This is a genomic window from Streptomyces venezuelae (assembly GCF_008642275.1).
Taxonomy (GTDB): Bacteria; Actinomycetota; Actinomycetes; order Streptomycetales; family Streptomycetaceae; genus Streptomyces; species Streptomyces venezuelae_E.
Window position 1 is genome coordinate 6,955,551 of sequence record NZ_CP029189.1, and the last position, 26,101, is coordinate 6,981,651.

Annotated in this window: 29 protein-coding genes and 1 pseudogene; 25 read left to right on the forward strand and 5 right to left on the reverse strand. The window is 71.3% G+C overall.

The genetic code is table 11. From position 1 onward, the window contains the following. The first annotated feature begins 43 nt into the window (after window positions 1–43). The 18 genes and pseudogenes from DEJ51_RS30865 to DEJ51_RS35915 form a co-directional block, all read left to right on the forward strand. The gene (locus DEJ51_RS30865) at window positions 44–799 is read left to right on the forward strand and encodes a DNA-methyltransferase (RefSeq protein ID WP_150260921.1); all 756 of its coding nucleotides are present in this window, start codon (window positions 44–46) and stop codon (window positions 797–799) included. A 132-nt stretch (window positions 800–931) separates the two neighbouring features. Further along, complete coding sequence (locus DEJ51_RS30870) at window positions 932–1,597, forward strand: DUF4913 domain-containing protein (RefSeq protein WP_223836042.1); 666 nt, start codon at window positions 932–934, stop codon at window positions 1,595–1,597. Continuing rightward, window positions 1,594–2,094 carry a hypothetical protein gene (locus tag DEJ51_RS30875; RefSeq protein ID WP_150260922.1) on the forward strand — a complete coding sequence of 167 codons (501 nt, stop codon included), beginning with the start codon at window positions 1,594–1,596 and terminating at the stop codon, window positions 2,092–2,094. Before DEJ51_RS30870 ends, DEJ51_RS30875 begins: the two co-directional genes overlap by 4 nt. After that, on the forward strand, window positions 2,091–2,729 hold the full coding sequence (locus tag DEJ51_RS30880; RefSeq protein ID WP_150260923.1) for a DUF3631 domain-containing protein: 639 nt from the start codon (window positions 2,091–2,093) through the stop codon (window positions 2,727–2,729). Before DEJ51_RS30875 ends, DEJ51_RS30880 begins: the two co-directional genes overlap by 4 nt. Beyond that, a complete protein-coding gene (locus tag DEJ51_RS30885; RefSeq protein WP_150260924.1) occupies window positions 2,726–3,400 on the forward strand; it encodes a hypothetical protein in 675 nt (224 codons plus the stop codon). Before DEJ51_RS30880 ends, DEJ51_RS30885 begins: the two co-directional genes overlap by 4 nt. Window positions 3,401–3,455: 55 nt before the next feature. Next, a complete protein-coding gene (locus DEJ51_RS30890; RefSeq protein ID WP_150260925.1) occupies window positions 3,456–4,163 on the forward strand; it encodes a hypothetical protein in 708 nt (235 codons plus the stop codon). 161 nt (window positions 4,164–4,324) lie between these two features. Next, window positions 4,325–4,630, forward strand: coding sequence for an SH3 domain-containing protein (locus DEJ51_RS30895; RefSeq protein WP_190620768.1), 306 nt, complete (start codon window positions 4,325–4,327; stop codon window positions 4,628–4,630). 38 nt (window positions 4,631–4,668) lie between these two features. Beyond that, complete coding sequence (locus DEJ51_RS30900) at window positions 4,669–5,112, forward strand: hypothetical protein (protein ID WP_150260927.1); 444 nt, start codon at window positions 4,669–4,671, stop codon at window positions 5,110–5,112. Then, window positions 5,109–5,549 carry a hypothetical protein gene (locus tag DEJ51_RS30905; protein WP_150260928.1) on the forward strand — a complete coding sequence of 147 codons (441 nt, stop codon included), beginning with the start codon at window positions 5,109–5,111 and terminating at the stop codon, window positions 5,547–5,549. The genes DEJ51_RS30900 and DEJ51_RS30905 overlap by 4 nt, the downstream gene beginning before the upstream one ends. After that, window positions 5,550–5,975, forward strand: coding sequence for a hypothetical protein (locus DEJ51_RS30910; protein ID WP_223836043.1), 426 nt, complete (start codon window positions 5,550–5,552; stop codon window positions 5,973–5,975). Between the two features lie 48 nt (window positions 5,976–6,023). Continuing rightward, on the forward strand, window positions 6,024–6,881 hold the full coding sequence (locus DEJ51_RS30915) for a winged helix-turn-helix transcriptional regulator (protein WP_150260930.1): 858 nt from the start codon (window positions 6,024–6,026) through the stop codon (window positions 6,879–6,881). Window positions 6,882–6,978: 97 nt separating this feature from the next. Further along, entirely contained in the window at window positions 6,979–8,274 is a 1,296-nt protein-coding gene (locus tag DEJ51_RS30920) for an MFS transporter (RefSeq protein ID WP_223836044.1), read from the forward strand. 199 nt (window positions 8,275–8,473) lie between these two features. Then, on the forward strand, window positions 8,474–9,616 hold the full coding sequence (locus tag DEJ51_RS30925) for an MFS transporter (RefSeq protein WP_263411723.1): 1,143 nt from the start codon (window positions 8,474–8,476) through the stop codon (window positions 9,614–9,616). 34 nt (window positions 9,617–9,650) lie between these two features. Further along, the gene (locus DEJ51_RS30930) at window positions 9,651–10,859 is read left to right on the forward strand and encodes a hypothetical protein (protein ID WP_150260932.1); all 1,209 of its coding nucleotides are present in this window, start codon (window positions 9,651–9,653) and stop codon (window positions 10,857–10,859) included. 65 nt (window positions 10,860–10,924) lie between these two features. Then, entirely contained in the window at window positions 10,925–11,731 is an 807-nt protein-coding gene (locus tag DEJ51_RS30935; RefSeq protein ID WP_150260933.1) for a DUF317 domain-containing protein, read from the forward strand. 20 nt (window positions 11,732–11,751) lie between these two features. After that, entirely contained in the window at window positions 11,752–12,228 is a 477-nt protein-coding gene (locus DEJ51_RS30940) for a hypothetical protein (protein WP_150260934.1), read from the forward strand. Between the two features lie 99 nt (window positions 12,229–12,327). Next, a complete protein-coding gene (locus DEJ51_RS30945; protein WP_150260935.1) occupies window positions 12,328–14,013 on the forward strand; it encodes a SpaA isopeptide-forming pilin-related protein in 1,686 nt (561 codons plus the stop codon). A gap of 81 nt (window positions 14,014–14,094) precedes the next feature. Further along, a pseudogene (locus DEJ51_RS35915) lies at window positions 14,095–14,352 on the forward strand (hypothetical protein); the annotation flags it as partial. Between the two features lie 358 nt (window positions 14,353–14,710). Here the strand turns inward: DEJ51_RS35915 and DEJ51_RS35370 are convergent. Then, window positions 14,711–14,959, reverse strand: a complete 249-nt coding sequence (locus DEJ51_RS35370) for a hypothetical protein (RefSeq protein WP_223836045.1) — start codon at window positions 14,957–14,959, stop codon at window positions 14,711–14,713. Window positions 14,960–15,032: 73 nt separating this feature from the next. Between DEJ51_RS35370 and DEJ51_RS35920 the strand changes: the two genes are divergently transcribed. The 7 genes from DEJ51_RS35920 to DEJ51_RS30980 all read left to right on the forward strand — a co-directional run bounded on the left by DEJ51_RS35920 (window position 15,033) and on the right by DEJ51_RS30980 (window position 22,366). Then, a complete protein-coding gene (locus DEJ51_RS35920; RefSeq protein ID WP_260616561.1) occupies window positions 15,033–15,146 on the forward strand; it encodes a hypothetical protein in 114 nt (37 codons plus the stop codon). Between the two features lie 249 nt (window positions 15,147–15,395). Then, a complete protein-coding gene (locus DEJ51_RS30955; RefSeq protein WP_190620771.1) occupies window positions 15,396–17,276 on the forward strand; it encodes a hypothetical protein in 1,881 nt (626 codons plus the stop codon). Then, the gene (locus tag DEJ51_RS30960) at window positions 17,273–18,931 is read left to right on the forward strand and encodes a UvrD-helicase domain-containing protein (protein WP_150260936.1); all 1,659 of its coding nucleotides are present in this window, start codon (window positions 17,273–17,275) and stop codon (window positions 18,929–18,931) included. The genes DEJ51_RS30955 and DEJ51_RS30960 overlap by 4 nt, the downstream gene beginning before the upstream one ends. Window positions 18,932–19,148: 217 nt before the next feature. Next, window positions 19,149–19,511: a DUF317 domain-containing protein gene (locus DEJ51_RS30965; RefSeq protein ID WP_150260937.1), complete on the forward strand. Its 363-nt coding sequence runs from the start codon at window positions 19,149–19,151 to the stop codon at window positions 19,509–19,511. 165 nt (window positions 19,512–19,676) lie between these two features. Next, entirely contained in the window at window positions 19,677–19,976 is a 300-nt protein-coding gene (locus DEJ51_RS30970) for a hypothetical protein (protein WP_030861854.1), read from the forward strand. A 234-nt stretch (window positions 19,977–20,210) separates the two neighbouring features. After that, complete coding sequence (locus DEJ51_RS30975) at window positions 20,211–20,771, forward strand: DUF317 domain-containing protein (protein ID WP_317852450.1); 561 nt, start codon at window positions 20,211–20,213, stop codon at window positions 20,769–20,771. Between the two features lie 302 nt (window positions 20,772–21,073). Then, window positions 21,074–22,366, forward strand: a complete 1,293-nt coding sequence (locus DEJ51_RS30980; protein WP_150260938.1) for a hypothetical protein — start codon at window positions 21,074–21,076, stop codon at window positions 22,364–22,366. A 158-nt stretch (window positions 22,367–22,524) separates the two neighbouring features. Here DEJ51_RS30980 and DEJ51_RS30985 read toward each other — a convergent pair whose 3' ends face one another. From DEJ51_RS30985 to DEJ51_RS31000, 4 genes are all read right to left on the reverse strand, one after another. After that, complete coding sequence (locus DEJ51_RS30985) at window positions 22,525–23,199, reverse strand: hypothetical protein (protein WP_150260939.1); 675 nt, start codon at window positions 23,197–23,199, stop codon at window positions 22,525–22,527. Window positions 23,200–23,295: 96 nt separating this feature from the next. Continuing rightward, window positions 23,296–23,727 carry a hypothetical protein gene (locus DEJ51_RS30990; RefSeq protein WP_150260940.1) on the reverse strand — a complete coding sequence of 144 codons (432 nt, stop codon included), beginning with the start codon at window positions 23,725–23,727 and terminating at the stop codon, window positions 23,296–23,298. A 103-nt stretch (window positions 23,728–23,830) separates the two neighbouring features. Continuing rightward, window positions 23,831–25,543, reverse strand: a complete 1,713-nt coding sequence (locus DEJ51_RS30995; protein WP_150260941.1) for a relaxase/mobilization nuclease domain-containing protein — start codon at window positions 25,541–25,543, stop codon at window positions 23,831–23,833. A 15-nt stretch (window positions 25,544–25,558) separates the two neighbouring features. Then, window positions 25,559–26,086 carry a plasmid mobilization protein gene (locus tag DEJ51_RS31000; RefSeq protein ID WP_223836046.1) on the reverse strand — a complete coding sequence of 176 codons (528 nt, stop codon included), beginning with the start codon at window positions 26,084–26,086 and terminating at the stop codon, window positions 25,559–25,561. Window positions 26,087–26,101: the final 15 nt, after the last annotated feature.

Here is a 26,101-nt window from a genome sequence, read left to right on the forward strand (position 1 = left end):
CGGAGCCTTCCACCCGCATCCCTCATCGAATTGGGGTCCCCTTTTGTCGTTTTCCCTCCACCAGGGCGACGCGCTGACCGTGCTCGCGACACTGCCCGACGGCTGCGCCGACTCGGTCATCACCGACCCGCCGTACAACAGCGGCGGCCGGACGGCGAAGGAGCGCACCAGCCGCTCCGCCCGCCAGAAGTACGTCTCCGCGGACGCCCAGCACGCCCTGCCGGACTTCACCGGCGAGAACATGGACCAGCGCTCGTACACGCTCTGGCTGACGCAGATCATGACCGAGGCCCACCGGGCGACGAAGACCGGAGGGACGGCGCTGCTGTTCACCGACTGGCGCCAGCTGCCGGCGACCACGGACGCGCTCCAGGCCGCCGGGTGGCTGTGGCTGGGCGTGATGGCCTGGCACAAGCCGCAGGCCAGGCCGCAGAAGGGCAAGTTCCGCCAGGACTGCGAGTTCATCGTCTGGGGCGCGAAGGGCAAGATCGACGCCGCCGCGAACCCGGTCTACCTGCCCGGGATGTTCAGCGCCTCGCAGCCCTCGGGCAAGGCGCGCCGGCACATCACCCAAAAGCCTGTCGAGGTGATGCGGCAGCTGGTGCAGATCGCGCCGCTCGGCGGCACCGTGCTCGACTTCTGCGCCGGATCGGGCAGCACCGGGGTCGCAGCCCTCCTGGAAGGCCGGACCTTCATCGGCATCGAGAAGACCAGCCAGTACGCGGCCGTCGCCTCCGACCGGCTCACCGAGACCCTCCAGCAGGTGCATTCCCAGGACGATTTCGACCTGACCTCCTGACCGGACCGCATCACCGTCCGGATTGCGGCGGGGCGGAATATAGCGGCAGATCCCCGGTTTCCGAAACCGGGGATTCTCCGGACCATCGGAGCCACTGATTCCACGGCCCCGGCTGCAAGGAGAACCCTTTTCGTGTCCGAATCTGCTGAGCCCCGCCATGGCGGGGAAATAGAGCCGGTCCGTCTGCCGGAAGGCGACCTCGAATCGATCGAGGCATCCGTGCGCAAGCTCCTGGACCAGTCGGCCGAACAGGCCCGCATGATCGACACGCTGGCCTCCGCCCCGCCGGCCGACCTGATGGCCGCGAGCATGCCCTTCGCGGGATTCCCCGGCATGCCCTCGTACGCCGCCCCGGCCCCGCCGCCGGACCCCAAGCCCATCTTGGAGCTGGAGGGCGAGGAGTTCGAGGACGAACTGGCCGCGCTCACCGACTGGGTGGACGACCACCTCATGGACGTTTACGGCGCCGAGATCACCACCGCCGCACCCTGGTGCGACCAGTGGCAGGAACACCTCGACGTGGTTGCGTGGCTGCACGCGCTGTGGCTGGCCTACCAGCGGCACAAGGACCCTGAGGCCGGCCTCAGCGGCATGGCCGTGTGGCACCGGGACTACCTCACCCACTGCCTGGCCTACGTCCGCGCCCCCGGCGGACCCCTCAGCGCCTGCCAGACCGACCCGGAGCGTCCCGAGCACCGCCTGCTGCGCGGCCCGGGCCCGTCCGCGAAGTCCGCCGCCCGCGATGCCGAAGCACAGCAGACCGACGCCGGACCTTCGCCGGTCGGGGCCGCCACGTGACACACCCACCGCAGCCGCCCGCGGCGTTCGGGCTGTCCTTCCACCCCGAGGCGCTGAACGACCTGTTGGCCGCCCCGGGCGACATGCGGGACCTGGGGCTCGCCCTCATCCAGGACGTGGTCCGCGCCGAGGTCAGGGGCGGCAAGCTGACCGGGGAGCTGTCCGGGTACCGCAAGCTCTACCTCGGCTCCCGCGTCGAGTGGCGCATCGTCTACGCCCACCGCCCAGCCCCGCCCGGGTCCAGCCACCCCACCGACATCCACGTCGTCGCCGTACGCCCCCGCGCCAAGCACGACATCTACGACACCGTCCGGGCCCGTGTCGGCCGCCCCCGCCCCGCGGCCGGGCCCCGCGCGTACGCGGCTCGCTCCCTCTCGCCGCAGGTCCGCCCGCGTCCTGCCGCTATGCCGGCGCCTCCGGTTCCGGCCTTCCCGGTCCCCGGACTTCCCGTGCCCGCCCGCATCACCACGACTTCCCCGAAGGGTCCTTCGCGATGACCAACCTCACCGCCCAGTCCTCCTCCCTGCTCCAGGCCCTGATGGCGACCCTCCTCGAGCCCCGCCCGGCTCCGCACCCGCGCCATCAGGCCCTGCTGGATGCACGCGAGCGTCAGCTGGAGGTGGAGGCGGAACTGAGCGCCTGGGCCGGCCGGCCGCAGCCCATCACCGCCGCCGCCCAGGATCAGGAACTCGACGAGCTGAGCAATCTGCTCGTCGAGCACGCCAAGGCGGGCCGGCAGGTCTCGCACCTCCTGAGCGCCGACAGCTGCTGCCCGCCGTGCACCGACTCCGAGCAGCCGCCGACCACCCTTGGCCACCCCGCCGAGAACACGGTCTCCGCCTTCGCCGCCCCGTGCATCCTGGCTGCCTGCCTGGACGCCTTCGCCCGCTACGGCAGCCCGGACGCGCTGTCCTCCGCCGACCTCGTCGCGGAGCTGCGCACCCTGCCGGGCATCGCCGAGGGCCGCTGGACCTACGCCGACCTCACCCAGACCCGCCTGGCCGCCCTGCTTCGCCCCTACGAGGTGGCCAGCCGCGACATCACCCACGGCGACGGCCGGCGCCGCAAGTCCTACCGCCGCTCGGCCCTCCTGGCCGCCATCCCGGCCGACTGCGACTGCCGGCCGTCGTGACCGCCCGCGAATCCCCGGCAACCGCCCTGGACGCCGCCATCGAGCGCGTCGTCGGCGACCTGACCGTCCTGCACCACGACCACCGGAGCGGGCTGCTCCCGCCCGAGCGAGCCGCACTCGCTGCAGCGCACCGGGACCTGGCGACGGCCGAAGGCGCGATCGCCTACCACCGCAACGCGCTGATGCGCCTGTCCTCCGGCAGCTACCCCGTGGATGCCCCGCTCCTGGACCGCCTGCGCCGGACCGTTCACGACCTGGCCCAGGCCACGGCCGCCCGCGACCGGCTGCAGGAGGGTGTGGCCGCCGCCTTGGAGGAGGTCAAGGCCGCCGCCCCGGCCGCCGCCCCCGCTGACGAAGAGCTGACACCCCGCGACTTCGCCGCGCTCCTCTCGCTCGCCGGCGGCGGCACGATGCGCGAACACCTCCTCACCCACCGGGTCTCGGTCCGCACTGTCCAGGGCCGTCTCATCGAACTTCCCGCGTTCCAGCGCCTGGAAGCCCACGGGCTGGTCACCCGGGACACCTCCCGGGCCCTGACCGTCGGCCAGCCGGTCACCCTGACCGACACCGGCCGGACCGCGCTGCTCGGCACCCGCCGCCCACCGGCCATGGCCACCCCCGCGCCCGCCCGCCCGGCCGGAGCCTGGCCGACACCAGCCCGACACCACTGACCGCGCAGTGCCCGCGGTTCGTCCTCTCCCGCCTGCAGAAAGCAGTCCGCCCCACGTGTCCCTCCACGAACCCGACTACGAACTCGACGGCTTCGAGCCTGCCGACGAGGAGCACGAGCAGCACCACGACCATCTCGACATCTCGTCCTTCAAGGTGCTCGGCGAACACCGCACCGACACCGACAGCTACTTCGTGCTCCTCGACGAGGGAGCCACCTGGGGTATTCCGGGAAGCCCACAGCTCAGGGCAGTGCACGTCTCCCGCGACCTGAGCGCCCGCACCTTCGAGATTGACTCCAAGGAACTCCCGCTGTACGCGATGGCCCAGTCGTACCTGATCGCCCGCGGCTGTCCCTCCGACGCGCTCAGCCCGCAGGAAGGTGTGCACGACCCCGCCGACGACATCACCCGGGCCCTGGAGGCACGTGTCCGCGGCGACGGCGACCATTTCGCCTTGCTGGCCAGCTACACCGCCGACATGCGCGAACCCGTGGAGACGGTTGTGATGCTGCGCTCCCTTGCCCCCCAGGCGGTGCCGGAGTTCCGGATCCTGCGGGAGCGGTTCGACTGGGACTCCAACACCCACACCCTGAGGGAAGGCGGGTTCGAGACGTACGGCGCCGCGGTCGATTGGTGGGAGGCCTGGTCGGACGAGGAGGCTCCGGAGCTGCCGCCGCCGGCTCCGACCGCACGCCGCAGCCCGGTCCGCACCGCCCCGGCGACACCCGTGCCGCAGGCATCTCGACGGCCACACGGCCGCTGAACACGATCCCGCCCGGCCCCGTTTCGGCGGATCGGCGGCGCGCAATATAGCGGCGAAGTCCCGGTTTCGGAAACCGGGGATTCTCCGGACCCTTTGCAACACCACCGCCCCGCTGAGGGAGGTCACTTCCTGTTGTTCTGCCTGGTCTGGAGCCATCCGCTGTGTGCTACACACCCGCGTCCATCACCGCCACCGTCCTGGGCGGCGCCCCATCCCGTGCCGCCTCCACCGCGGCACTCCGCCCCGTCGCGCCCCGTACGGCTCGGCCGGCCGAGCAGACGCTCGCTCTCGCCGTCCATGCCCGCGCCGACGGCGACTCCACGGCCGTGGGTGTGCTGCGGCGCGGGGAGCCGTTCACAGCGTCGGTGACCGAAGGCGCCTGGCGGCACGTCACCACCGCCTCGGGCGTCACCGGCTGGGTCGACGACGGTGACCTCCGCCCGGATGACGGTCTTCGCCCGAACTGACCCGCCCGCACGTCTTCTTCTCCCAGGAGCCCCCTTTCGTGTCCGACATCCCCAACGTCTTCGACGGCGACGTGCTCGGCCTGTTCGCCGCCCGGATCGAGGCCCATTTCGGCCTCGCGATGAGCGAGCTGACCCAGGCCGTCCACGCCGCTTCCCAGGCCCATCCCGGCGCTACCCAGGCGGTCCACTGGTACGGGCTGCTCTCCCAGGCCCAGCAGGTGCTGGAGACGGCCGAGGACACCTTGGTCGCGGCGCTGGAGACAGCGGTCGGGGATCAGCTGGACGACCCGGTGATGGAGCTGGCCCACAAGGTGAACCACGCTGTTGCCGCCCGCGACGGCCGGGCCATCACGCTCCGGTTCCTCCTGCAGGCCCCTGCCGAGACGGCCCGCATCCAGCAGCGCTTCGGGCCCCGGGTCACGACCACGCTGCCCAGCCCCGTTCCGGCACAGCCCGCGCGGATCCGCGGCGGTGTCCGATGAGCGACGGGCGCCGGCCCAGCAGCCAGGATGCGCGCCTGGAGGGCGTGTTCGGCGGGCCGCTGGACGATCTCCACGAGCGGGCGGTCCGTCCGGGAGCCTCGCCCGCCCTGGTACGGGCCCTGGAGCTGCGGGTCTTCCTCGCTCTGGCAGAGGCGCAGGTCGTACGGGTCCGTGACCGCGTTCACGCGACGATGGCCCCCGACGCAGAGCTGGACTCCCTGAGCTCCGATGCGCTGCGGTTCGACGCTGAGTGGCTGGAGGCGGCGCTGGCAGCACGCAGCGGCTACCGGACCGCTCTGGACAAGCTGCTCGCCGCGATGCCACCGGCGGTCCGCCCGCTCGCCGCCCCGGCTGCCGTCCGGCCGACGGTCGCGAGCAGCAATCTTCCGCCGGCCCCCGCAGGGGCCGGAGGCGGAGTGGTAGTTCGGAGAGGCTGAGTGCCCGGTCCGTACGCTGCCTCCCAGGCTGTGGGCGAGCGGATCGAAGCCCTCTACGGCCGCCCGGTTGCCGAACTCGCCGCGGACCCCGTGCCGGGCAGCATGCGGTACGCCCTGCTCAACAGCTTCGAGGCCCTGCAGTACGCCGACCGCGCCGTCACCTTCCACGCCGAGCAGCTCCACCGGCTGACTCACCCCGACCGCGCGATCGAATCCGTGGACGTCGGCCACATCGCCGACGCCACCCGCCGCCTGGCCCACGCCGTCACCGTCCGCGACTCCCACGCCCAGGTCCTCGGCGACGTGCTGAACAGCCTGGCCCGCGTCCCCGACATCGCACCCGCGGCATCCGCTGTGCCCCAGGCCCTGGCCGTCTCCCCGGCCCCGCCTCGCGCCGCGACCACCGAGCCCGCCCGCTCGCGCTGACCCCCTCTTCCTTCTTCTCCACCATCCCGCCCGTCTGGAGTTCCCGCCATGGCTGCTGCCCGCCTGCCTTCGACCGACCTGCCCCGCGTTGCCGAGGCGCTGGAGATGATCGCGCCGCGCTGGAGCGTGTGGGTGCTGATGACGCTGGCCTCCCAGCCCGGCCCGCTGCGCTACACCAAGCTCAAGGAGCACCTGCCGTGGCTCGGCGATGGCCAGCTCCACCCCCGCCTGCGGGCGCTGTCCGAGGCCGGACTCGTCGAACGCACCGCCCAGACCCGCCTGCACGTCACCTACGGCCTGACCGCCCGCGGCCGGGACCTGATGCCGTCCCTGACCGCCCTGGCCGGCTGGGGCGATGCGCACCTGGAGAAGAACCTCGTCCTCAACCGCGTGACCGGGAAGAGTGAACCGGAGCGGATCCCGGCCGCGCAGAACGCCGAGGACACCCTCGCCGTGATCGGCCACCGGCACGCCACCGTGCTGCTGTGGACCCTCAAGGCCCGCGGGACCACGACCATGGCCGCGCTCTCCGCCGAGGCGATGGCCGACCACAGCCCCAGCGCGATCTACTCGCCGATCCGCCGGCTCATCGACGACGGGATCGTCTCCGTCTCCCGCGATGACGTCGCCTCCCTGCAGCTGACCGCCCCGGGCCAGGCCCTCGCCCCGATCTACCGGGCCCTGTCTGCGTGGGCCACCGCCCGCCCGCTGCCGGACGCCGAGAGCCACCCCGTGTGGGGCACGCCTCGCATCCCGGCTGCCGCCCGCTCCGGGCAGTGGGCAGCCCACCAGGCCCGAAAGGCCAGCCAGGCCGTTGCCGTGAGCCAGCCTCCGGCCCCCGCCCCGGTCACCGCCTGGCGGCCCGGCGAGCTGTTCTCCGCAGCCACCACGGGCCCGAGCCGATGAACCCCCGCCGCTCTCTGCCACCTTCCGGCCGCCCGCCGCCGGTATCCCCTTCGCTCCCGGCGCCCTGGCGCTGAGCCCTGATGGAAAGCCCCGCCCGTTGACCGCTCGCTCGACCGCAACCGCTCCATCGGCCACGTACGGGGCCGTACTGGGCAGCCGGTACGTGGCCCGCCTGCTGGGCGGCACCCTGATCGGGCGCCTGCCCAACGGCATGGTCCCCGTCTCGTTGGTCTTGTGGATCAGCGCGGGCGGCGGGTCGCTGGCCTTCGCCGGACTCCTCGCCGCGATCTACGGGCTGGCCTCGGGCCTCTCGCAGCCGGTCAAGGGCCGCCTGATGGACAAGTACGGGCAGACCCGCGTCTCCGTTCCGGCCGTTCTGCTCAACTCCTCCTGCCTGGTGGCGCTCCCGTGGATCGGGGCGGCTGGACAGCCGGCGGCCGTGACCGCGGTCGTGGGGTTCGCGGGGCTGATCACCCCGCCCTTGGAGGCCAGCCTCCGCGCGTTGTGGCCAGCGGTCCTGCCCGATGCCGGGCGCCGCCGCGTCGTGCAGGCCCTGGATACCGGCTCCCAAGGGCTCCTCTACATCGTGGGTCCCCTGCTCGCCTCGTGGCTGGCGACCGCGCACAACCCCGACATTGCCCTGTGGGCCACCGCGGCCCTGGGGCTCGCCGGGTCGGCCATCGTTCTGAGCGCGGGCCCCTCTCGCTACTGGTGCCCGGCCGCAGACGGGCCTTCGGGCACCGGACGGCTGATGAGTGCCGGCCTGGTCCTGCTGTTCACCGCACTGGCGGGGACCGGCTTCGCGCTCGGCGCGATGAACGTCTGGGCTGCGGACATGGCCGCCACGCACCAGATGGCCACGCTCTCCGGGGTGCTGCCGGCCGCGTTCTCCACCGGCAGCTTCCTGGGCGGTCTCGTCTATGCCCGCAGGACGTGGCCCGGCACCACGACCACCCAACTGATCACCACCAGCACGCTGTTCCTTCTCGGCTGGCTGCCCCTGCTGGCCGACCCCGGCCCCCGAGCGGCCATCGCCCTCGCCGGGATTCCGGGCCTGTTCCTCACCTTGATCATCACCAACGGGTTCCACGTGGTGGACGCCCTGGCCCCCGCCTCCCGCACCACCGAGGCGTATGCCTGGCTGATCCTGTCGGTCGGCACGGGACAGGCCGCCGGCACCGCGCTCGCCGGAGCCCTCTCGGACAGCCCGCAGATCCTCGCCGCCCTGCCCGCGGCAGGTGCCGCCACCGCGCTGACCGTGCTGATCGTCGCCCGGCCCAAGCTCGGCCCCGGCCGCCGCCTGGGCCGCCACCGGCGCACGCGCCGCTCCCGGCAGCACACCCCACTCCCGCACGACGCATTCCCTGCGCCCGCTCACAGCCCCGGCCACTAAAGGCCGTTGCCGCCCGGACCGACGGTCACCACCCCGATGATCCGGCCCCCGAACGTATCCGTCCCACCTCCCCGGAATCACGATGCCTCCCAAGCACGCCGCCTTGCGGCCACCCACCGGCCGACACGTCCGCGTCCCCGCATTCGGGCCCGTCCGCGGTGTCTATGTCCCGCGCACCGCCGATGCCGGTGCCTTCGCCATGAGCACGTACGGCATCCCGCTGCTGGTCCTGGCCGTCACCGACTCGGCCACCCTGACCGGCATCGCCTTCATGCTCGAATGGGTGCCCCGCCTCGGCGCGTTCGCCCTCGCCGGCGCCGCAGTGGACCGCTTCGGCAGCACCCGGGTCCTGCGCATCGCCTCGGTCCTGCGCGCGCTCGTCGTCCTGGCCGCCGCCCTCGTGCTCCCCACCGTCGGCGGCACCGTCGCCATCGCCACGGTCATGCTGCTCGCCGCGTTGACCGGCGTCCTCACGGAGTTCTCCTACATCGCGGCCGAGACCGCGGGCGGCGTCGCCAGCCGGGACGCCGGAGGCCACGCCCACCGCGTCCAGGCCGTCCTGCTCGGCATCGACCAGGGCGCCACACTGGCCGGCCCTGCCCTGGCCGGTGTCCTGCTGCAGTACACCGGTGCCACCGGCATGCTCCTGACCATCGCCGTCTGCTCCCTGCTCGGCGCGGCCCTGGCCCCGCGCCAGCGCCCCGCCTGGCCCCAGGACGCCCCGGTCCCCGTCGCCCAGGGACTCCGGATCGGCTGGCGGACCCTGCGCTCGCTGCCCGCGCTGGGCTGGCTGTGCGTCGGACTGGTGCTGTCCAACACCGCGATCGGCCTCGTGCAGGCCGCCGGTCCCGTGCTGGTCATCCAGCAGCTCGGCGGCACCAGCAGCCAGGTCGGCCTCGTCTGGTCGGCCGCCGCCGTCGCCTCCCTGGCCATGGTCGCCCTCGCCCGGTTCGCGATCGACCGGGCCGGTCTGTGGCCGGTCGGCGCCACCGCAGCAGCCCTCGCCTCCCTGGCCTGCCTGGCTCTGGCAGCCGCCCACACCTACACCACCTTCCTGGTCCTGGTGGCGCTGCTGATGGCCGGCGAGGCGGGCATGACCGTGGTGCTGCGCACCCTGCGCGCCCACCTCGTCCCCGCCGAAGTGTTCGGCAGCACCCTCAGCTTGATCATCCTGCTGCTACTCGCGCCGTTCCCCCTCGCCGGAGCCCTGGTCGCGCTCACCCCGCCCGACCTCCTCGGCCACGCCATCACCGCCTGCGCCGTCCTGCAGGCCGCAGGACTTGCCGTGTCCTTCGCGAAACTCCGCACCCATCCGGCCACCCGCCGCCCGCTCCCCGCCTGAACGCCCCAACCACCAACCCTGGAAAAGGACCACCATGCCCGCGACCTCCGACGTTCCCCAGCCGCAGCACCGACGCCTCCGCCTACGCGAAGTCGCCGACCTCGACGACACGGCGTTCTCCGACTACCTCCAGGACCGCTTCGATCACCTGGTGACGGCCGCGATAGCCGACGCCGCCGGCTACCTGCGCCCCGCCCAGCACGACCTCCTCCACGCTCCCGGCCGCCTCCACGACCTGCGCGATGCGCTCACCTTCGCCGAGGGCGACCTGCAGGTCGCCGTCGAGCGAATGACCTACCGCCGAGACCCGCGCACTGCCCGTACCTCCCGCCAGCTGCGGCAGGTACGCACCGCCCTCCACCAGGTCCACCGGGAAGCCGCCGCGCTACGCCGAGCCGAGAGCCGTACGCGCGACGCTGCCGCGGGGACCGCCTCCACCGACACGGTCACCACCGCCCGCGGCTGGCTCGCCCACGCCTACCCCGCCCGCTTCACCCAGCTCCTCGCCCAGGCCCAGGCCGCTGCCGGCCTGCCCGCACGCCCGCTCGCCAAGGACATCTTCGACACGATCGAGGAAGGCTGGGCCGACGGCCACCTCACCGCCCCCAGCACGCCGGGCGTCGAGCAGCTGCTGGCCAGGGGAGTTGTGGCGTTCCGCAGCGCCGTCGCCGACGACGCCCGCGACCAGAACGACCGTGACCCCGCGCTGCGCCACCCGCTGCTGCAGCGGCGCTGGAACACGGCACTGGAGGAACTCGCCACCCTGACCGTGCCGTTGGCCCGCGCCTCCAGCCCCTCCGCCCTGGGTGCCCTACCCGGCGACTTCTTCCACCTGCCCGAACAGGACGCCTTCAAGATCCTCAACGCGCGCCGGTTCCTGGTCGCGATCTGGCAGCGACGGGCCGAACAAGCCCGCCTGATCCACCAGTACGCGGGGACGGTCACCGACCGGCGCGGCGCCGCTCCCGACCACGACCTGCGATTCCAGGCCCTGGACGCTGCCCTCGACCGCCTCGTCGCCGAGCACCCGGCCGCCGCCGCCCGCATCCTGGCCCGGCTCCGGCCGTATGCCGCCGCGGACGGCAGGCTCGAGGAGGACGTCTTCACCCCGGCCCTGCGCGCCCAGGCCAAGCGTGAGGTCCTCGCCGACCTGGCCGCCATCCGCGGGCCGGACGTCTTCCTGCCCTCCGCGATCGCTTCTCGCCCGGTCCTCGCCGCCACCGCTGCCCTCGCCGTCCGCTGAATGCCACCCCTTCCGCCCTGGAGACGCCCTTGCCCGTAACCGCCCCCCGAACCACCGTTACTCCCGTGGATGGCGATGTTCACGTCACGCCCCGTTATCTCGCCGGATCACCCGGCTACGGCGATGCCGGCTTCGCGCCCGTCGCGCACTGGCCCCACCACCACCTCGACGAAGGCCCGCACCAGCTCGTCGTGACCAGTCCGGACCACCGTATCCGTATCGGCTGGGCGGGAGACGACTACGACCTGTGGACCATCAGTGCCGCGCCGGACGCCGTCTCCGGCCCCCAGTGGACCGCGATCGTCAACCAGAACACCCCGCCCGAGCTCGTCGCGGCCCTGACCGCCGTGCTCGCCCAGAACTGGGCCGACGGCCAGGACCGCTTCCTTGCGGCCCCGTCGGCGTACTGGGCTGACAGCGTGGCACCGCTGGTCGCGGCCGGCTGGGAGCGTACGGGCGCCGAGGTCGGCACCGTGGAGCTGGCTGCCCCGGACCGCAACGCGGGGGTCTACATCAACCGCTCGCGCCGCGACCTGGAGGACGGGACGCAGCTGTGGGCCGGCCCGCCGGGCTGGGGCACCCGCGCGGAGATCACCTTCAGTGGCGGTACGCCCTCCCACCTCATCGCAGCGACGGCGGCAGCTGTCACCGATCCGACTCCCGTGGCCCGTTGGCGCGAGAGCCTCCACCCGCAGCTCGCCGCCCGCGCCAGCCTCACGCCGGTGGTACCGCCCCGCCCGGCGGTGCCCACGCCCCACGACCTCCGCCCGCGCCTCGGGGTCCGCCCGCCTGTCCCGGTCGGCAGCGTTCCGCGTTGGAGCACCGCCACCCCTTCCGCAGGCCTGCCTGCGCGCCCCGCCGCACGGCGCTGACCGATCAACGAGGGAGCCCTGTGGCCCTGTTCGCCGAGCAGTTGTTCGCCGACCACCTCACGCTGCCGTACCCCGAGGCCGCCGTCGTCGGCGACGCCTACTACGCCGCCCCCGTACCGGACCTCCCGCTGCGGTTGCGCATCGACTTCGCCCCCACGATCTACGCCGGGCGCTACGACGGGCTGCGCCTGCAGGTCGTACACATGGAACAGGGGCCGATCGACACCGCGGTGCTGCGCTTCGCCGACTACGGCGCCTTCGAGGTCCGCGACCGGCGCCGCGGCAAGAAGCCCGGCCAGGACGGGTACGGCACCTTCACCGATTGGAGCCACAGCGAGCACGCGCCGTGGGCCGGGATCAACGTCACCCGGCTGCGAGCCGCGATCGACCAGTACGTACGCATGTGGATCCCCGGCGCCCCGCCGGTACGCACCGGCCCGCCTCCTTTCACGGCTCCGGTGCCGCAGGCACGGACCTCCCCGGCCCGGACACGGTAAGCCGATCCCCCGCTCGGCCGTCGGCGGCCCCAGCGTCCACTGACGCACCAGCGTCCGCACCCTCATTCCCTTCTCCACCGACAGGACCTCTTCCCCCACATGAGCCTTCGCCTCGCCCGACCCGCTCACCTGGCCGTCGCCGTCGCCGCCCTGGCCGCCGGCACCCTGCTGCCCGAGCAGGCCATGGCAGCCCCGGACGCCCCCGCGGTACTGGGCCCCGGCTACACAATTCCGGACTCCGAAGGCCACGCGGCCTCCAGCCACATCGGCGCCTACGGCCCGCCCGGCCCGGCCGTCCGCAGCGACACCGAGACATACTGCGCCGACCCCGAACGCAAGGGCCCGGCCGACGCCGGAGGCTACGGTGACCCGCAGCCGGTCCCGTCCTGGACATCGTCGGTGACCGGGAAGGCCCTCACCAAGGAGAACCTGGCACAGGCCGCCTACGTGATCGGCAAGTACGGGCAGACCCGCGACAACGCCCAGGCCGCCGCGGTCGACGCCGTGGTGTACGAGTACCTGGCCGGCGGCACTTACGCCCTCGACGGCGATCGCGGCAAGCAGCGCCTGGCGTATCCGGTGGTCTCCCCGACCGCCCGCACCCTCGCCCAGGGCTATGTCGCCGAGGCCAAGAAGCTCGCTGGCCCCTACATCCTCCAGATCACGCCGTCGGTGAAGAACACCACTGCCGGGACGAAGGTCACGGTTGTGGTGAAGGTCACCACCACCGTCGGCACGCCGGTCCCGAAGGTTGCCGTCACGCTCGCCGAGTCGAGCTCCGGCACCGCATCCGGCAAGGTCACCACGAACGACAACGGCACGGGCTCCTGGGAGTTCACCGCCGAGAAGCCCGGGACCGCCAGCGTCACCGCAACGGCCGAGGGGCTGCCCGCCGTCGGACTGCAGGTCCTCACGCCCAAGAACCCGGCCGCCCAGCGGATGCTGCTCGCCGGGGGCACCACCAGCGTCAAGGACTCCGCTGCCATCACGGTCGGCGAGGCCACCGGCGGCGTGACGATCCGCAAGAAGGACCCCGAAGGCACCCGCCTGGTCGGCGCCGCGTTCCAGCTCCTGGACTCCGACAGCAAGCAGGTCGCCGCGGGCAAGACGGATGAACACGGCAGCCTCGTCTTCGACGAGCTCCCCGCCGGCACCTACCGGCTGCGCGAGACCTCCTCAGGCAGCCCCGTTCACGACCTGGTCCCCGAGCAGACCATCACAATCACTGCCGGACGCACCGCCGAGGCCAACCCCCTCGACCTGGTCGATCCGTTCAAGAAGGCCCGCCTGTCGGTGAAGAAGACCGACAAGAACACCGGCAAGACCCTGCCGGGCGCGGTCATAGCCATCCGCTCCGACGAGACGGACAAGACCGGCAAGCACACCCCCGGCAAGGTGATCACCAGCCTCACCACCGGGACCGACGGCACCGCGACCGTCCCCCTCGACGTCACGCTCAAGGCGGGCACCCGCTACTGGGCCGGCGAGACCAAGGCCCCCGACGGCTACCAACTCGACGCCTCACCGGTCGCGTTCACCGCCCGGCCCGGAGCCGACGTCACCGTCACCCTCGCCGACAAGCCCACCGCGACCACGCCGCCGAGCCCGAGCAACCCGCCCGCGACACCCCCGGCCACCGCCCCGCCGACGACGCCGCCCGGCTCCCTCGCCCACACCGGCGCCGACGCCACCACCTGGCTGGCCGGCGGAGCCACCACCCTGCTCGCCGCAGGCGGCGGCCTCTACCTGATCAACCGCCGCCGTACGGGCGACGCCCCCAGCTGACCCCTCGCGCTGCCGGGCCCGCTTTCGGAGCCCGCACTACACCGTCCCCCCGCACCGCACGATCCCGCCCGGAGCACCCTGATGAAGCACCGTCCCCTCCTGTTCACTGCGCTCGCTCTGACCGCCGTCACCGTCCTGACCAGCCCGGCCACCGGGGCCACCGCAGCCCCCTCCCCGTCCGCCGAAGCCCCCAAGGACCAGGGCGACCCGGCGCCGGCGGACAAGGCCGGACTGCGCATCGTCAAGACGGACCCCGAAGGCCAGCCCGCCCCCGGAGCCGCATTCCAGCTGCTCGACTCCGCGGGCGAGACGCTCGCCGAGGGCAAGACCGGCTCCGACGGCACCCTGGCCTTCGCCGACCTCGCCCCCGGCGTCGTACGCCTCAAGGAGACCGCCTCCGGCAGCCCGCTGCTGGGCACCGTCCCCGACCAGGACGTCGTCGTCGCCCCCGGCGAGCCCAAGGTCCTTGCGATCACCGACCCGTACAAGTCCGCCGGCCTCACCCTCAAGGTCACCGACAAGGCCACGGGCAAGGGCCTGGCCGGGGCCATCGTCAACATCGCCCCGAAGGACGCCAAGGACGACAAGGGCGCCTTCACCCTCACCACCGGCCCGGACGGCACCGCCAAGGCACCCCTCCCCGTCGGCAAGAAGACCGGGAGCGCCTACACCGCCACCGAGACCAAGGCCCGGACGGCTACCGGCTGGAGACCACCTCCGTCGAGATCACGGCCAAGCCCGGCGCCGAGATCACCGCGGCCTTCACGAACGCGGCTACGACCAAGCCCACCGAGGAACCGACCGGGAAGCCGACGGCCAACCCCACCGGCAACCCCACCACCCAGCCCGCGCCGACCAGCTCGTCCTCGATCGGCACCGGGGAGCCCACCGCTACCGCATCCCCCTCCAGCAGCCCGGAGATCGGCACCGCCACCTCGACCCCCACCGCACCTGACGCCAAGCCCGAAGGCTCCCTCGCCCACACCGGCGCCGACAGCACCAATGGATGGCTCCTGGCAATCGGCGGCCTCCTCCTGGCCGCCGGAGGCGGCGCCGTCTACGCCGCACGCCGCCGTAAGAACGAAGAGAGCGAGACCGGCACCGGCCAGCACCGGCGCACCGACGACAACTGACGTACCAGTACGGTCACCGGCCCCGGGAACTCGATGAAGTTCCCGGGGCCGCTGCGTTCCTCGCCGCGCGGACCTGAACCACTGGACAGCCCGCAGCAGCCGAGGGGGATCAGTGCCAAGCAGAGCTGTAGCGGAAGGATGGGCGTCGATCGGTTGCGGCCCTATCGTGCTTCGCGCGCCCGTTCTGAACTTCTTGCGGTAAATGCCATGGTTCACCAGGCCGTTGTCCGCGATGATGGTGCTGTGCGAGTGACTCGACTGTTGATATCGGACTTCCGGGGCTGGAAGTCCCTCGACCTGCGCCCTCGCGATCACGTGGTTGTGGCTGGCGTGCCCCGTTCTGGCCGCAGTGATGCTATCGAGGCCCTGGCGCGCGTGCTCGACCCGGGAGCGGCGCATCCTCCGACGTTGTCGGATCTCCACCAGAGTGTGCATGCGGCCGGAGATCGCGAGGACGGTAATCCCGGGTCCGAGGCTGACTCGGAAGCGGCATCGCCTGAGTCGGCAGAGCCGCTCCGGGCGTCCGTGGCAGAGGTGGAGGTCACCCTGTCCGATCTCGACCCGGAAATCGAGCAGCTGGTCGACGGCTACCTCGAGCCGCTGGATGTGATGGGGATGGCCTCCGAGAGCGACCAGGCGGACCCGTCCGCTCCCCAGTGTGTTCGTCTCACCTATCGGCTCAGCTACGACCCCGAGACCGAGGCGCTGGAGTCCGTCGTCTACTACCCGGTGCGCAGCAATCCGGAGACCAACCAATTTGTGCGGGTGTCGGCTGCCGTGCGCCGGGCCTTTCCAGTCATCACCCTCAACGCGGGGGTGCCGCTGCAGCTTCGAGCAGGCGGGAGCCTGCGACGGTACATCGAGGACCGGGACCCCAAGGCTGCCGTGGCCGCCTTCGAAGTTCTGCGCGATGCGGTCGGCGAGGCCGTGGCCGTTCTGTCCCAGGACCCGGCCGTCACCGCAGCCGTGGACGCCGTGCTGGCCGTGGGCGGCACTGGGAAGCGGCTTGGGGACAGCCCGATCACCGCCGGGGACGTTGGCTTTTTCGCCGAGGACGGATCTGTCGGCGCACTTCTGCGTACGCTGCGGGCCGCGCTGCGTCTGGACAGCGCCGGACCGCTGACCCTGACGAACCACGGCAGCACCGTGACCGCAGTCCTCTCCATGGCCGAGGCCATGCTGCTCGCGGACGTCCCTGGCGCGGTGGTACTCGCCGATGACTTCGGAGACCAGCTCGACGCCGCCACGGCTGAGCATCTGGCGTCGCTAATCCGCAACCGGTCGGGGCAGGCGTGGCTGTCGACCCGCCGGCCTGAAGTGGCGCGCGCATTCGAACCCGGCGAGGTGGTCCGCCTGGTCCGCCACGGGAGCCAGCGGACCCACCATCAGCTTCCACAGGTCAGTGACCATAAGCAGCTCGTCGCGCACCGCCAGCTCCACACGCAGCTGCTGCCCGCGCTCACCGCGCCCGTCGTCGCGGTCACCGAAGGGCCGCACGACGTCGCGGTCCTCGGCATGGCTAACCGGCGCTACCCTCCCCACAGGCTGCCCCTGTCCGCCTATGGTGTCCGCCTGGTCGCCGCCGGGACGGGTTCCGACGGCGGCATCGACCAGGTCCCTCGGATCGCCGATCTCGCCAAGCAGCTCGGCTTCCGCGTGATCGGCGTAGTGGACGCTGACAAGCCTTCGCAGCAGTCGGCTGAACAGCTCGACAGAGTCAAGAAGGCGTGCGACGTCGTCGTCCAGCTTCCGGAGAACACAGCGATCGAACGCGCGATCACCGCCGGCGTCCAGTTGGCTAAGCCCACGGAGGCCAGTTCGCTCCTTACCGTATTCGGTCAGCCGGATCCCCTGGCTGCCGAAGCCACTGAGCAGACCGTCACGAATCTCTGCAAGACACTCCACAGGAAGGGCCTGCACGAGCCCTTCCTCGACGCCCTCTACCGCGGGCTGCAGCCTGGGGCCACGGAAGAGCAGAGCGGGGAGCCGGAAGAGGAGAATCCCGTGGTGCACCCGCCACTTTTGGCGGCCATTCTGGACGCCATCGCCACGGCAGCCGATTCCAGCTACAGCGGCCCCACGGTGATCGTCCTTGACGGTGTCAGCCGCCCAGGCGAGGACACAGCGTGACGTACGAGGCCAAGGGAGAACAGCAGGCCGTCGTCGAGAGCACCGCGCCGGTTCTCGTCGTACTCGGGGGTGCCGGAACGGGCAAGACCACAACTGCCGTCGCAGCTGCCCGCCGCCACCTCGAAGACGCTGACGAACGACTCACGCTCCGACGCCGAGCGGCCCACCAGGCTGGCCGAAGGACGAGGCTGCCCGCACCGGAGCGGGTCCTCTTCCTCTCCTTCTCCCGCACCGCGGTGGCCCAGATCATCGACCGCTCGTCCGACGTGATCGGACCGCTGGCCTCGCGCCTCGAAGTGGCTACGTTCCACAGCTTCGCCTGGCGCATCATCAACAGCTTCGGCCCGCACCACGGGTATCCCCAGCCCCTCGCCGTCCTGAGCGAAGCGCAGCGCCTCGTCGGCGGTGCCGGCCCCGGCCTCACCTATAGCCAACTTGTCCCGGCGGCCATGGAGTTGCTTGCCCTGGAAAAGGTGCGCAACCACTACAGCAAGCGGTACGGCCTCATCATCTGCGACGAGTTCCAGGATACCGACGATCAGGAATGGCAGTTCCTTCAGCAGATCGCGCCGGCCGCACGCCGCATCCTGCTGGGCGATACCAAGCAGTGCATCTACGCGGGCTTCAAGCAGATCAACGCCGAAACACGGATCGCCGAAACAATGCAAATGCCCGGTGCTGTCAGGATCATGCTGCCGCCGCTTAGCTACCGCGATCCCAGCGGAACTCTGCCAGCCGCCGCGGAAGCTGCCATGCGACGCGACTTCACCCATGACGCCATCCGCACCGCCGCCAGTGCGGGGCGCATCTCGGTCACCGACTACGCCAGCGGCCACGGCCATGCCGAGGTCATCGGCCTCGCACGCCGCGCGCGGAAGGCCGGCGACACCGTCAGCATCTTCACCCACACCAACGTGGCGACCTCCAGCCTGTCCGACGCGCTCCTCGCCGACGGACTCGTGCACGAGCAAGTCGGCCTCACCGAGGCGCACGGTGAGGCACTCGGCGCGCAGCTCTCCCTGGTGAAGTACGCGCTGGACCTTCCCGACCCTGGGGTTCTCCGTGCCCTGGCCGTCTACGTCCAGGCCACGGAACGTAAGGGCAACAGGGTGGTTCCGCTCGCCCAGCAGATGCTCAACCCGGCGACCAACCTGCCCCTACGCAATGCACTGCAGCGGCTGGCACGGGACCTGCGAGCCTCGGTCGGCGAGGGCGGGCAGCCCGACATTGCACGACTCTCCGAAGTGATCACGAGCGCCTACAGCACGGTCGGTGCCGCCCGTGGCCAGGAGACCTGGATTCAGGCAGCCCGCCAGACCAGCATCGCCCTACGCCACGCGGGCCAAGGCTCGTTCGATGCTGCCGCGGTCGGGCAGGAGCTTTTCCGCGTACGAGACGAAGCTCTGGTCGGGACATGGACAGCCCGACGAGCCCCGATCCAGGTGATGAACCTCCATCAGACCAAGGGGCGGGAAGCCGACACTACGATCTTGCTTCTCGGTAGCAATGAGTTCCACGGCTCGGAGGGAGAGCCGTACCTGACCGGCTCCAGATTGCTGTACGTCGTGATGACCCGAGCCCGGCAGAAGGCGCACCTCGTTGTTCCAAATCTGGTGCATGGTCTCTGGCAACCCCTTGTTGCGGCCCTGCGTTAAAGGCGCTGCCGTCCTCTAGTTCGTAGGTGGCCGGCGAACCATGGCTGTGGGGGCGCATCGGTACGGTGGCTGCCATAGGTGATTCAGAGCGAGACGACAGTTCGCCGATGGCAGACGGGAATGATTCCGCAAGGACTGGTGCAACGTTGCAGCGCATGTCAATCTAGACAACCTTCGCTAAGACGTGCGGTTTTCGCAGGTCAGAGAGGTGGTGCTAGTGACGGTGGAGCTTGCGAACGCTGGGTTCCGCACCACGATCGAGAAGTTGCGACTGCATAGCTGGCTTCTGGGGCCCGGTCAGCCGACCGAGGTCATCGACTGCTTCCCCGAGGCGAACGGTGATTTCACCCTCATCGTCGACGACCGGGCCGACACTCATATCTCGTCGGCCGACGGCAGGCTCTACCTCGGCTGGTTTCCCGACGGACGGCCCGGGGCCGAGGACGACGGCTGGGTCCTGGCCGTTACCGGCACCGCGAACGTTCCCGGCTACCGCATCGTCTTCGACCCACAGACCCCGGCACGGCTCGTGGCCGCTACCGTTTCCGAGGTGCTCGCCACCGCTCGACGGCAGCACTGACCATGCCGCCGCCTTCCGGCTGGGGTCCTCGCTTCCTGTCCTCCGGCGGCTCCGCTGTCCCCCGTGCTCTGTTCTCGCAGGCCGCGCGGCGTACATCCGCATCCACCACAGCGCTTTCCACCCGTGAGGAGAACCGTGGCCCCTCAGCCCGAGCCCGGCGTCGAGATGACCGTCGCCGACCTGCTGAAGCACCTGTCCCTGGCGGACCCCTCCGCCCGTGTCCGGCTCGCGATCAACCCCTTCTTCCCCATGGCCCACAAGATGGGTGCTGTGGTCGTGGGCATGGGCCATGACGGACGACCGGTCGTGTATCTCGCCGAGGACGCGAAGGCGGTGCAATACGGGAACCTGCCCAGGCCGGTCGCCGAAGCCCTCACCTGGATGCCTCCAGTCGAGCCGCCTGCACGCGGACGGCGGTTGCGAGCCGTCTCTGACGGCGATACGAGCCGCGTCGACACCCCTTGACGACAAGGAGCACTTCTGCCCCCGTCCCCTGACTTCTCTTCCCTTCCCGCGTACTGGGTCACCCCGCGCCATCTCGCCGGTGATGACGGCCTCCTCGCCGACCAGGTCGGTTCCCACCTCACTGCTGCGGGCTGGACCAGCCTCACCCTCGTCCGGGGCCGGCGCGAGCCCGACGAGTCCGACGATGCCCGGCAGGTTCTTCGCAGCACCGTCCTGTACGTCGCTCCTAATGCCCTGAGCTGGGCGCAGTGGGTACTGGCCGACGAGCCAATCCTCCTGGGCGATCAGCCGGTGGCGTGGACGGTCTCGGCCCGGGCTACCCCCGACAGCCTTCCTCAGTGGAATGCGTACTTCTCTGCCGGCACCCCGCCCGAGGCTGTCACCGACTTCCTGCTCGCCCTGGAGGACCGCCCGGATCCCGCCCACGGCTACACCGGACCGCAAGCGGTTCTCGACGCGCTGGCCGGCGGCGGCTGGGTCTGCGACATCGACACCCCCACCGCCATGTCCGATCCGCGGCTGGCCGCTGGCATGGTCTTGACGACCTTGCCGGACGACGGCATTCAGGACGGGGAACCGCTCGTTCTCGATCCCGAGGCGGAAGCGGCGGGATGGCAGGCATGGTGCGAACCGAGAATGGGCGCCGGGCTCCTGTGGGCCGCTATGTTCTCCGCCAGCACGCCACATGATCTTGTCGCGGTCTTCGCCGCTTCTCTGACCTCACCCGCACCGGTGCTGCGCCACACTTTGCCGCAGAACAGTGAGGGGCAGCTCACTGTGCAACCCACTATCTGACACGCCGACGGCCGGACCCCATGGGTCCGGCCGTCGGCCGTTGTGGTGCTGCTGGACGTGATTGGTGTCGGCGAGGCCGCTTTTTCTCCCGCGCGGTCCGCCCCAAGGCACAGAGCGATGGTGGACCACGCTCTGGCGCGAACAGGGGCTTCGAAACCACCGCGTCGCTGGCCTTGTTGGTGGTGCGCGCTAAGGTGGCCGCGTCCTGCGAAACAACCCTTCAGAATGTCAACACGCAGTTTCTACACGCCCTTTGGAGTGAAGCGCCTCGCCATCTGGATCCCGAGGTCGCTAAGGCGAACATGATCGCCAAGGGAGTGTGGCCGATATCGGTGTGGCCCACCAACGCCAAGCCTTGGCTGAGCGTGTGCATGGATTACGGCCACTTCGTCACACCGATCTATCGCAACGTAATGCAGCCTGGCAGGGGCGGCTGCGACCCGTGCGGTCGCGCTCGTGCGGCTGCGAAGCGCAAGGTCCCGGCCGACGTTGCCGTCGCGGAGATGCGCGCGGCTGGGGTGGAGCCGCTGGAGGAGTACCCGGGCGTGGACGTGCCCTGGAGGAGCCGCTGCCTGAGCGCGCTGTGCCCCGGTCTGTGGGAGGGGGCGCTAGCCGACATACGCCCGCGACTCTCAGACGCACGACTGGCGAAGAGATCGGCGTGCAAGTACTGCGCTCGGGTCGCGGTCCGGCCCGAGCGCGCCGCATTTGAGATGATCCAGCATGGTGTCGAGCCGCTGGAGCCGTACCAGACGGCCACGGCTCCGTGGCTGTGCAAGTGCCTGGCGTGCCCGGCGGTCGACATCAGCCCCACCTACGCCAATGTCGTACTTGCCGGACAGGGCGGGTGCGACCACTGCGGCGGGCGGAAGCGCGTGCCCGAAGTACAGGCCGTCAGCGAAATGCTCGCGGTCGGGGCACGCCCGCTTGAGCCCTATCCGGGAGCCAACGAACGCTGGCGTAGTAGGTGCCTGGCCACAGACTGTCCGGGGCCGTCAGACCGGACGATCTATCCGCGGCTCGGCTGGATCCGTCGCGGTGCCCAAGCCTGCAAGTGGTGCGCTGGCGTCGTGATCGACGAAGACGCCGCACGCGACACCATGATCGAGGCCGGACTGCGCCCGCTAGCGCCCTACCCGGGCGTGCGCGAGCGCTGGAAATGTGAGTGCACCAACCCGCAGTGCCAAGCCGTCACCTATCCTACGCTCGGTAGTGTGAACAGCCGCGGGAGCGGCTGTTCGGAGTGCGCTACGTACGGGTTCAAGCGGGAGCAGCCAGCACTCGTGTACCTCCTCTTCCACGAGCGGCTCCAGGCGGCGAAAGTGGGGATCTGCAACCTGGACACCGGCCGGATACAGAAGCACAAGGGGAGGGGTTGGCAGCTTCACGAGACCTTGGACTTCGAGCTTGGTCGCGACGCTGAACGCTTGGAGCGGGAGGTAATCGCAGAGTGGCGAGCCCAGGACTGGAAGCCCGTCCGCGACGGGAAGGACACCTTCGACGGCTGGACCGAGACAACACCCGTCACCGCCGACAGTTCCATCGAAGCCCTGTGGTCCGGGGTCGTGCAACTGCGAAGCTTGTTGGACCTGTAACCTCCGCGCTCCTTCAGCGCGTCAGTGAACTCTCACGCCCCCATTCCGACGGCTGTCGCGATGGGCCTGGTCCGCAGTAGACCAGGGCACCGCCCACCTTGTGCACAGGCATGCGCAGGCGAGCGGAGCTTCGGCTGATCCAGTGTCGTGCTGCTGCTCTAGCGGGCTGTTGCCTTGGCCAGGGCGGTCTGCGCGTGGACCGTGACTTCAGCCGGGCTGCCGGAGACGACCAGGAGCACAGCTCCGGCGCGAATCACGGTCTGCTGGACGATGGTGCGCCCCCCGCCGGCGGTGACGGTGAGGACCTGCCCCCACTGCTCGTCACCGAGACGGGGCACCGGCACCGTCTGGGTGCGGACCTCCGCCACGGTGGTGGCGGTGACCAGCTGGTACGACGGGCAGGCGCCCATCGCGGTCATGATCCGCCCGACCCCTGCAGACAGGTCCCTAGGCGGTGCGGAGTACAACTCCTCGGTCAGCTGGGTGCCGCCGGGGCCGTTGAAGACCCGCTTCCCCTGGTTCGGGAACATCGCATACGGGTTGTCCGCGGTGTCGCCCAGCTGCTCCAGCTGTGGGCAGCCCTCGACGGACGCCTCGGGCGAACCCGTGGTTGCGGCGGGGCGGGCGGCGTAGCCGGGGCCGAGATCGTCGGCGGTGAGCAACCTGTCCGCCAGCCGCTCCGACGGCAGCACTCCGTGGCCGCCGGCGGTAGGTACGGGTGTCTCCGCCTGTGCCGTGGAGGGCGTGCTGTCGGAGGGCGGGGCGGAACAGCCGGTCAGGGCCCAGAGGGAGAGACAGGTGTTGGTGAGGATGGCGGAATGGCGCAGGCGCATACGGCTTCCCTGGGTCGGATGCGAGTGGGCTGACCGTGGCCGCCTCCTCGGAGCGGCGGGGCAGGAATACAGGGGGTCCAGGGGCGCGGTGCCTGATCAGTGGTCGAGGGAGCGCAGGCCCTCCTCGAGCGTGCCGAACTTGCCTTTGCTCGGTCCGCTGTTGCGGTTGTACCAAGCCACGTCCAGGCGGGGCTCCAGGGTCTCGTGTCCGTCGCGGCAGCGCAGCCAGATCCGGCCCTGGGTGCACAGGATGACCCAGTCCCGGTACGCCTGGCACTGCGAGCAGGCGCGGACCTCACCCTCGACGACCAGGGGGCGCCGCCACGGCATGAACCGGCCGGCCAGATCGTCGTCGGTGTCCATCCGGAAGTCCGGCGGCAGGAAGTCGTCCACTACCGCAGCGGCCGGAGCGGGCGCGGGCGCCGGCTGGGCGGGCTCGGGCCACTGCGGCTCCGGGTACGCCAGCCACGGGACACCCGCCGGCCCCATCTCCCCACGCTCCTGCTTCGCCTTCCTGCGACCGAACACTTGGGCTCCCCTCCCAGAGTTGGCTCCCCGCACACCGCGGCGGGTCATGAAGCGTGCCCCACCGCCTCCATCCGCGGCAACTCACGAATCCCTGAAAGCCCGGTCACCTCCGGCGGCGCTGCGGGCCCTTCGTGGCCGGGTTTCCGGCCTTCCGTCCGGCGGGGTCCGACGGGACGGAGCCGCCGTCGGGCAGGGGTGTCGCCTGGGCGTCGGCCGGCAGGTCCGCGGCGCGGCGCAGCCGCCACACCAGCACGTCCGACAACGACTCGGCGCTCGCCAGCTCCCGGCGGGCAGCCGCATCGGCCAGCAGCGCGGTGGCGTCGTACCCGGCCGCCTCAGCATCGGCCAGGGTTGCCGCCAACGCCGCCCACCCGGCCTCCGCCAGGACCTGCTCCGCCAACGCCGACGGCAATGCTTCCCGGACCCGCAGGACCTGGCGGCGCAGCACCGGAGGAGCCAGCGACCGGCCCCGTACGGCCAGCACACCCATCGGCTGCGCGGCGGCGGCCCGGTAGGCCGTGCGCAGATGCTCGGCGGCCAGCTGGGCGGCGGCGGCCTGCTGCGCGTGTGCCTTCTTCCCGTGCCAGTGCGCGGCCACGGTCACCAGGAAGAACACGGCGTCGATCACCATCGCGGTCGTCGCTCCGTCCTCCCCCCGCCCGAGCGCCGGACCGCTGTAGACCAGGTCACGGGCAGCCTGACGAAGAGCCCGGTCGTGCCCGCGCTCCGCCCGCACGTGGGAGCGGGAGGCCCGCTCGAACACGAAGGCAGCTTCTCGTAGTTCGCGCCGGGTGTGTGCGGCGGACGTCTTCGCGAGCGCGTCCAGGACCTCACCGGCAGCCGCGATGTACGCCGCAGCCACCGCGTCGTCCGCCCCGTCCATGACGAGCACCGCCTGCCACAGCGCCGTGCTTGCCCGACGCCGCGCCGATGCGGGCCCCGACGGCACCGTCTGCTCAGCGACCCGGCTCTGGGTCCGGCGGCCCGACCAGCGCTCCCGGATCCGAGGCAGGGACAGGTCCGGGCCCAACTTCGAGCCCGGGTAGAAGACCGGCTCCCCTTGGGCGTTGACGTCACCGGGCAGCGCGACCGTGTACCCCAGGAGGTCACCGGACGGTGCGACGCGCGTGCGCACCAGAACGCCGGCGGCGCCCAGGCGGTCGAAGAACTCCTTCTCGCTCTCGGCTCCGGCCACAGCCCGTCGGACGGTCTCGCGCAGTTCCTCGCGGGCGGTGCGCTCACGGCCCTGGCGTGCGGCCTTGTGGCGTTCGGCGCTGGTGGGCCGCTTCGCGGCGGTGCCGTCACCGGGGTTGAGGCGGCGCAGCCCCAGCTCCTCTTCCAGACGGCGGGCTTCGGCCTGGACGCGCACGGCGTCGAAATCGAGGTCCGGCCGGTAGCCGTCCTCGCGAACCAAGGTGGCCAGGATGTGGATGTGGTCGTCGGCGTGCCGGACGGCGACCCAGCGGCAGCCCGCGCCTTGCTCCGGGTCGTCGATGCCGGCGGCGGCGACTATACGGCGGGTAACGTCGCCCCACTCCTGGTCGGACAGGATCCGGTCGGTGGGGCCGTTGCGTACGGACAGGTGCCACACGTGCTTCTTCGGGCGCTCGTTTTCGTCGAGCAGGGCCAGGGGCTGGTCCAGGAGCTGCTGCAGCTGCTTGTACGTGGCCTCAGGGTCGCGGCCGGGGTCGGGGGCGGCGTGGTCCCAGGACGCCACCAGGTGCGGGTCGACGTGTTCTTCGGCCTTGCCGGGGCCGTACAGGTAGTACAGCAGGCCGATGGTGCGCGTCCCGCGCTTGTGGATCTTGGGGACCATGACGGTGGGGTGTTCCTAGCGGTGTTCGAGGAGTCGGTCGGTGGCGGCCTGGACCCGGTCGGTGGCCCGCCGTACGGCGGTCAGCACCGCGTCGAGGTGGGCGTCCGCCGGTCGGTCGCCGGAGTTGATGGCCCTGGCCACCTGGTTGAGGTTGTTGCCGACGTGGCCGAGGTGTCTGCGGGCGGCGAACATCTCGGAGATCAGCTCACGTTCGCCAGCGATGGCGCCGGCGGCACCCTCGGGGTCGCGGGCGGCGGCGAGGGCACTGCGGGCGAGGAACGCGGGCAGGCTCGTGCGGGCTGCTGCGGCAGCTGTGGCGAGGTGGTGCTTCTCGTCGTCGTTGAGGCGGACGCTGCACACGTAGCTGCGCTTGTCGGCTGCGGTTTTCGGCGAGCGCTTGCGGGAGGCGTTCTTCGTGGCGCGGCGTTTGCGTCGCGGTGCGGGTGTTTCCTCCGGCTGCGATCCGCCCTCGGTCGCTGCCTCGTGGACCGGCGCCCCCTGGCTCCGGTCCGCTCCCGCCACTCCTGGGGCGGGTTTGGCCAAGACGCGCTTCCCCGA

What these genes read in the sequence shown, in the direction of transcription:
- DEJ51_RS30925 (WP_263411723.1), top strand. Translation starts at nt 8,474, where the DNA reads ATGAGCACGTACGGCATCCCGCTGCTGGTCCTGGCCGTCACCGACTCG.
- DEJ51_RS30995 (WP_150260941.1), bottom strand. Translation starts at nt 25,543, where the DNA reads ATGGTCCCCAAGATCCACAAGCGCGGGACGCGCACCATCGGCCTGCTG.
- DEJ51_RS30970 (WP_030861854.1), top strand. Translation starts at nt 19,677, where the DNA reads ATGACCGTCGCCGACCTGCTGAAGCACCTGTCCCTGGCGGACCCCTCC.
- DEJ51_RS30930 (WP_150260932.1), top strand. Translation starts at nt 9,651, where the DNA reads ATGCCCGCGACCTCCGACGTTCCCCAGCCGCAGCACCGACGCCTCCGC.
- DEJ51_RS30945 (WP_150260935.1), top strand. Translation starts at nt 12,328, where the DNA reads ATGAGCCTTCGCCTCGCCCGACCCGCTCACCTGGCCGTCGCCGTCGCC.
- DEJ51_RS30915 (WP_150260930.1), top strand. Translation starts at nt 6,024, where the DNA reads ATGGCTGCTGCCCGCCTGCCTTCGACCGACCTGCCCCGCGTTGCCGAG.
- DEJ51_RS30985 (WP_150260939.1), bottom strand. Translation starts at nt 23,199, where the DNA reads ATGCGCCTGCGCCATTCCGCCATCCTCACCAACACCTGTCTCTCCCTC.
- DEJ51_RS30880 (WP_150260923.1), top strand. Translation starts at nt 2,091, where the DNA reads ATGACCAACCTCACCGCCCAGTCCTCCTCCCTGCTCCAGGCCCTGATG.
- DEJ51_RS30980 (WP_150260938.1), top strand. Translation starts at nt 21,074, where the DNA reads ATGATCGCCAAGGGAGTGTGGCCGATATCGGTGTGGCCCACCAACGCC.
- DEJ51_RS30905 (WP_150260928.1), top strand. Translation starts at nt 5,109, where the DNA reads ATGAGCGACGGGCGCCGGCCCAGCAGCCAGGATGCGCGCCTGGAGGGC.